Annotated in this window: 4 protein-coding genes; all 4 read left to right on the forward strand. The window is 66.7% G+C overall.

Annotated features, from left to right (window positions below; all coding sequences use genetic code 11):
• Window positions 1-488: recombinase family protein (locus tag AUL33_RS21275; protein ID WP_062213312.1), on the forward strand; the 488-nt coding region annotated here is incomplete at its 5' end.
• 681 nt (window positions 489-1,169) lie between these two features.
• Window positions 1,170-2,357, forward strand: a complete 1,188-nt coding sequence (gene repA, locus AUL33_RS21280; RefSeq protein WP_062213315.1) for a plasmid partitioning protein RepA — start codon at window positions 1,170-1,172, stop codon at window positions 2,355-2,357.
• Window positions 2,354-3,391, forward strand: coding sequence for a plasmid partitioning protein RepB (repB, locus tag AUL33_RS21285; RefSeq protein ID WP_062213321.1), 1,038 nt, complete (start codon window positions 2,354-2,356; stop codon window positions 3,389-3,391). The genes repA and repB overlap by 4 nt, the downstream gene beginning before the upstream one ends.
• Before the next feature lie 156 nt (window positions 3,392-3,547).
• A complete protein-coding gene (gene repC / locus AUL33_RS21290; RefSeq protein ID WP_062213318.1) occupies window positions 3,548-4,858 on the forward strand; it encodes a plasmid replication protein RepC in 1,311 nt (436 codons plus the stop codon).
• The last annotated feature ends 223 nt before the right edge of the window (window positions 4,859-5,081 follow it).

Here is a 5,081-nt window from a genome sequence, read left to right on the forward strand (position 1 = left end):
CCGGCTGCACCACCCTTTTCCAGGAAACCGCGCCAGGCCACCGAACCCACCGCGTCCAGCTCGAAAATGCCCTTGACGCGCTCGGTCCCGGCGACACGCTCATCGTCACCCGCCTCGATCGCCTTGCCCGATCCTCCCGAGACCTCCACAACATCGTCGCCCGTATCGAGGCCCGCGGCGCCAGTCTGAAGTCGCTGGCCGAGCAATGGGCCGACACCTCGACGCCCCAAGGGCGCCTGATCCTCACCGTCCTCGGTGGTCTCGCCGAGTTCGAGCGCTCCCTCATCCTCGAGCGCACCGCCGAAGGCCGCGCCCGCGCCGTTGCCGCCGGCAGGCGGATGGGACGAAAGCCCCTCATCACAGGCGCCCAGCACCAGGAAGCCCTGCGCCTCGCTGCCGACAACCGGACCCATCTCGAGATCTCCCGGATCCTGCGTGTCTCGCGGTCCACCGTCTCGCGCTTCCTTGCCCGAAACCCGCAGGACTGACGAAGAGGACCGACCGCGCCGTGCGGGGGATCCCGGCCGAGCGGTTCAACTGCTGGAGCCGCACGACATCTGACAAGGGCAGCGCTTCCCGCGGTTCAGGCATCTCGGGTCACCGAGGCGGCGGACTGCCGTGACCCCGAGGAACTCGCCGAGCTCGCAGGAGCCACCCGGCCTGTTGCACGCCGAGGATCAGGCAAGGCCGCTCCCGCCATCGAGCAGGCGGTCTCATCGCCTGATTCGCGAGAAGAACACCCGTGCCGGCAGGTCGCACGCCGTCGCACGGGCTCCCATGGGCCTGGCAGAGGCCGCGGTCCGTGAAAACTTGCGATTTCGCGGGCGCCCTTCCCGTGTCCTGACAGTCGGGAAAACCCGAGACGATGCTTGGGACAGGGCCGGAAATCCAAGGGTTTCAATCACCGTTGCTCGAAAAGGAGCCGACCTTGTCAGTTGACAACAATCGATCTTCGAAGATTGTTTTATAGAACTTGGATTTTCTTAACCGGTTCGAAACACTTGCCGACTCGGCCCAAGCCATGCAAGCTTCGAAAGCCGCAGAATCGAACTGCGGATTTTTCATCGACCGAATCTGGAACGCCTGCGCTGCCCCAGTCTGTTCTCTCACAGTCGGAGCCTGAAGCCGAGACCCCGGACGCGCAAGCTTCCGGACCGGGTGAGGTAGGCATGCGCCCGCTCCGGGCCTCCGACCGCGTCGCCCGGCACGCGCAGATCCTGTCCACTCAGATGCGCGCGATGCGCGAGGCGATGTTTCCGCCGAAGGCGCAGAAGAGCCTGCGCACATTCACCTCGCTGGAGGTGGCCCGGCTGCTGGGCGTCACCGACAACCACCTGCGCTACATGTCGAGCAACGGCATCGGACCTATCCCCGATCTCTCCTCCAATGGGCGCCGGGCCTATAGGCTCGGCCAGGTGAACGAACTCCGCGACCACTTCGCCCTCAATCCCCTGCACGAGGTGACCCGGTTCTCGCACCGGCGCCTTCCCGGCGAAGCCTTGCAGGTCGTCGCGGTCGCCAACTTCAAGGGCGGCTCGGCCAAGACCACCACCTCGCTCTATCTTGCCCAGTACCTCGCCCTGCAGGGCCTGCGCGTGCTGGCGATCGATCTCGACCCGCAGGCCTCACTCTCGGCCCTGTTCGGCTACCAGCCGGAATTCGACATCGGCCCGAACGAGACGCTCTACGGCGCCATCCGCTACGACGGCGAGCGGCGCCCGATGCGCGAGGTGGTGCGCCGCACCTATTTCGACGGCATCTCGCTCGTGCCCGGCAATCTCGAGCTCATGGAGTTCGAGCACGAAACGCCGCGCGCCATGCAGGACCGCTCCAAGCGCGGGCGCGAGCTGTTCTTCCGGCGCGTGCGCAGCGCCATCGACGAGGTGGGCGACGACTACGACGTCGTGGTGATCGACTGCCCGCCCCAGCTCGGCTTCCTCACCGTCGGGGCGCTCAACGCCGCCACGGGCCTCCTCGTCACCATTCATCCCCAGATGGTCGACCTTGCCTCCATGAGCCAGTTCCTGCTCATGACCTCCGATCTCCTCCATGTCGTTGAGGAGGCGGGCGGCAGCCTCGATCTCGACTTCATCCGCTACGTGGTGACCCGGCACGATCCCAATGACGGGCCGGAAACCCAGATCGTCGCGCTCCTGCGCCAGCTTTTCGGCGAGGACGTGCTCGGCGCAACCGCCTGGAAATCGACGGCGATCGCCAATGCCGGCCTCACCAAGCAGTCGCTCTACGAGATCGATCGCGCCTCGGTCGGGCGCACCGCCTACGACCGGGCGCTCGCATCGGTGGACGGGGTGAACCTGGAGATCTTCAGGCTCATGAAGAAGGTATGGGGTCGATGAGCAAACGCTCCCGCAATATCGCCTCGATGTTCGCCGCCAAGCCGCCGGAAGAGACGCCGGAGGCTGCGGCCGCGGCGGCCGCCACGCGTGTTCCCGCCGTCTCGGTGCGCACGATGCGCGACTCCTTCACCAGCTTCGAGCGCGAGAACGACGACCTGCGCGATCTCATCGCCGGCGGCGCCGTGGTCCTCGATCTCGATCCCGGCCTCATCGATCCCTCGCCCATCTCCGACCGGTTCGAGGACGAGGATTCCACCAACTTCGATCTTCTCTGCCGCTCGATCGCCGAGCGCGGGCAGGAGGTGCCGGTCCTCGTGCGCCGGCATCCGCTCGATCCCGATCGCTACCAGACCGCCTACGGCCATCGCCGCATCCGGGCCGCCCGCGCGCTGCGGCGGCCGGTGCGCGCGGTCGTGCGCGTCCTCTCCGACGAGGACCTGGTGATCTCGCAGGGGCTGGAGAACTCCGCCCGCGAGGATCTCACCTTCATCGAGCGCGCCATGTTCGCGCTGCGCCTGGAGCGGGCGGGCTACGAGCGCACGATCGGCTCGAGGGCGCTGTCGGTCGACAAGCCCGAACTGTCCAAGCTCCTGACGGTGGCGCGCACGGTGCCGCCCGAAATCGTCAACGCGATCGGCCGGGCGCCGAAGATCGGGCGCCTGCGCTGGCAGTCGCTGACCAACGCCATCGCCCGCGACGACTACATCGTGGGGCGGCTGCGTCGGCGGGCGATCGACGAGGATTTCCTCAAGATGCCCAGCGACGATCGCTTCATCGAGATCCTCAAGGCCGCAACCGGGCACCGGAGCTACAACACGGCGGCGGAACGCTCGATTCTCGACCGGGACGGCGTTCCCATCGCGTCGATGATCTATCGGGGTCGCAACATGCGGCTGACGCTCAATCCGGACCTTGGCGAGTCCTTCGCCGCTTACCTGGAATTTCGTCTGCCCTCGCTCGTCGAATCCTACCGGACCAGCTTCGGCACCGACAAGCCGGAGGGCTCATCCCAACCCAGAACCAGAAAAGGGTAGCGCAAAAGAAAAGACCCTCCCAAACCGAAGTCCGAAAGGGCCCAATCCACCAAAAAACGTGTAGCAGCGTGGAGATTGGTGCCTTCTGGCAAATCTGTCAAGACGGATGCCGGTTTCGGCGGGTGGTTTTCTGTTGCCTTACACACAAGGCCGACCATGGAACCCACGATCGCCACCACGCCCTTCGGAGCCCGCTCCGTCTCCCTCGCCCAGATCGACGCGCGTCGCCTGGCGCGCGAGCGCCCGGTCTCCGCCGGCGTCAACAAATGGGACCTCTACAGCTGGATCCGGATCGCCAGGGGCCGCCTCGGCATCGGCGAGCGGGCGCTGACGGTGCTGAGCGCGCTCATCTCCTTTCACGCCGACGCCATTCTCGGTGGCCGCCAGCTCGTGGTCTTCCCCTCCAACGCGACGCTGGCGCTGCGGGCCAACGGCATGGCGCCCTCGACGCTGCGCCGGCATCTGGGGATGCTGGTCGAGGCCGGGCTCGTGCACCGGCGCGACAGCCCGAACGGCAAGCGCTACGCCCGCAAGGGCGCCGACGGCGAGGTGGCGATCGCCTTCGGCTTCGATCTCGCTCCGCTCGTGGCACGCGCCGGCGAGTTCGAGCGCATGGCCGGCGAGATCCTCGAGGAGCAGCGGCTGCTGCGACGCCTGCGCGAGCGCATCAGCCTCTACCGGCGCGACATCGGCAAGCTGATCGCGGTGGGCCTCGAGGAGAGCGTTCCCGTGGCCGGCAGTCTCCTGGACGCGGCGGAGGCCGGCCTGGACGATCCCATGCAGGGCTGGACGCTCGTCCATGCGCGCTTTCGCGGCCTCGTCGCCGGCCTTCCCAGAAGCGCCTCCCATGACGATCTCGTCCGCGGCGAGGCCGAGTTGTCCCGGCTCTCCGCGGAGATCCTCAACCATCTGGAATTTCACTCGAAAACGCTCAAAATGAGCACCAGTGGCGCCCATATCGAGCACCACATACAAGATTCAAAACCAGAATCTTCCTTTGATCTTGAAACCCGCAACGAGAAGAACGGGAAACCGGGCGACGAGCCCCTGCCGGACGACACGCCCCCCGCAAGTCCACCGGACGAGGCCGCGACGACGGGCGGCGGACTTGCGGATCGCCGGATCTATCCGCTCGAGCTGGTGCTGGAGGCCTGTCCCGACATCGCCGACTACGCCCCCGGTGGCCTCATTCGGGACTGGCGCACGCTGGAAGCCGCCGCGGTCACCGTGCGCCCGATGCTCGGCATCAGCCCGGGCGCCTTCGAGGCCGCCTGCACCGTCCTCGGACGTCCGCAGGCCACCATCACGCTCGCCGCCATCCTGCAGCGGGGCACCGCCATCCAGTCACCCGGCGGCTATCTGCGCAACCTGACCGCTCGGGCCCGGCTCGGCGCCTTTTCGCTGAGCCCCGTCCTGGCCGCTCTGGTGCGCAAGCGCCGCCAAGCCGAAGAGGCGGCCTGCGAATGACCGGGCAGGGGCCGGCATCCACGGGATCGGCCACGGGCCGACGCATCGGATCGAGCGATTCCGACCCCGCAAGTTGTCAGCTGACTGCTCAAGGGTCGCGCATCGGTGCTGCGGGATCAGGCATCTCCTGATCGTGAAAGCGCCAGAGACGATTTTCGTTGGTTTGACCAACATATTGAATTCAATGGGGTTTCGAGAGGTTCGCGACGTTTTCTCATCCGCT

The organism is Aureimonas sp. AU12 (genome assembly GCF_001463705.1).
GTDB lineage: Bacteria > Pseudomonadota > Alphaproteobacteria > Rhizobiales > Rhizobiaceae > Aureimonas.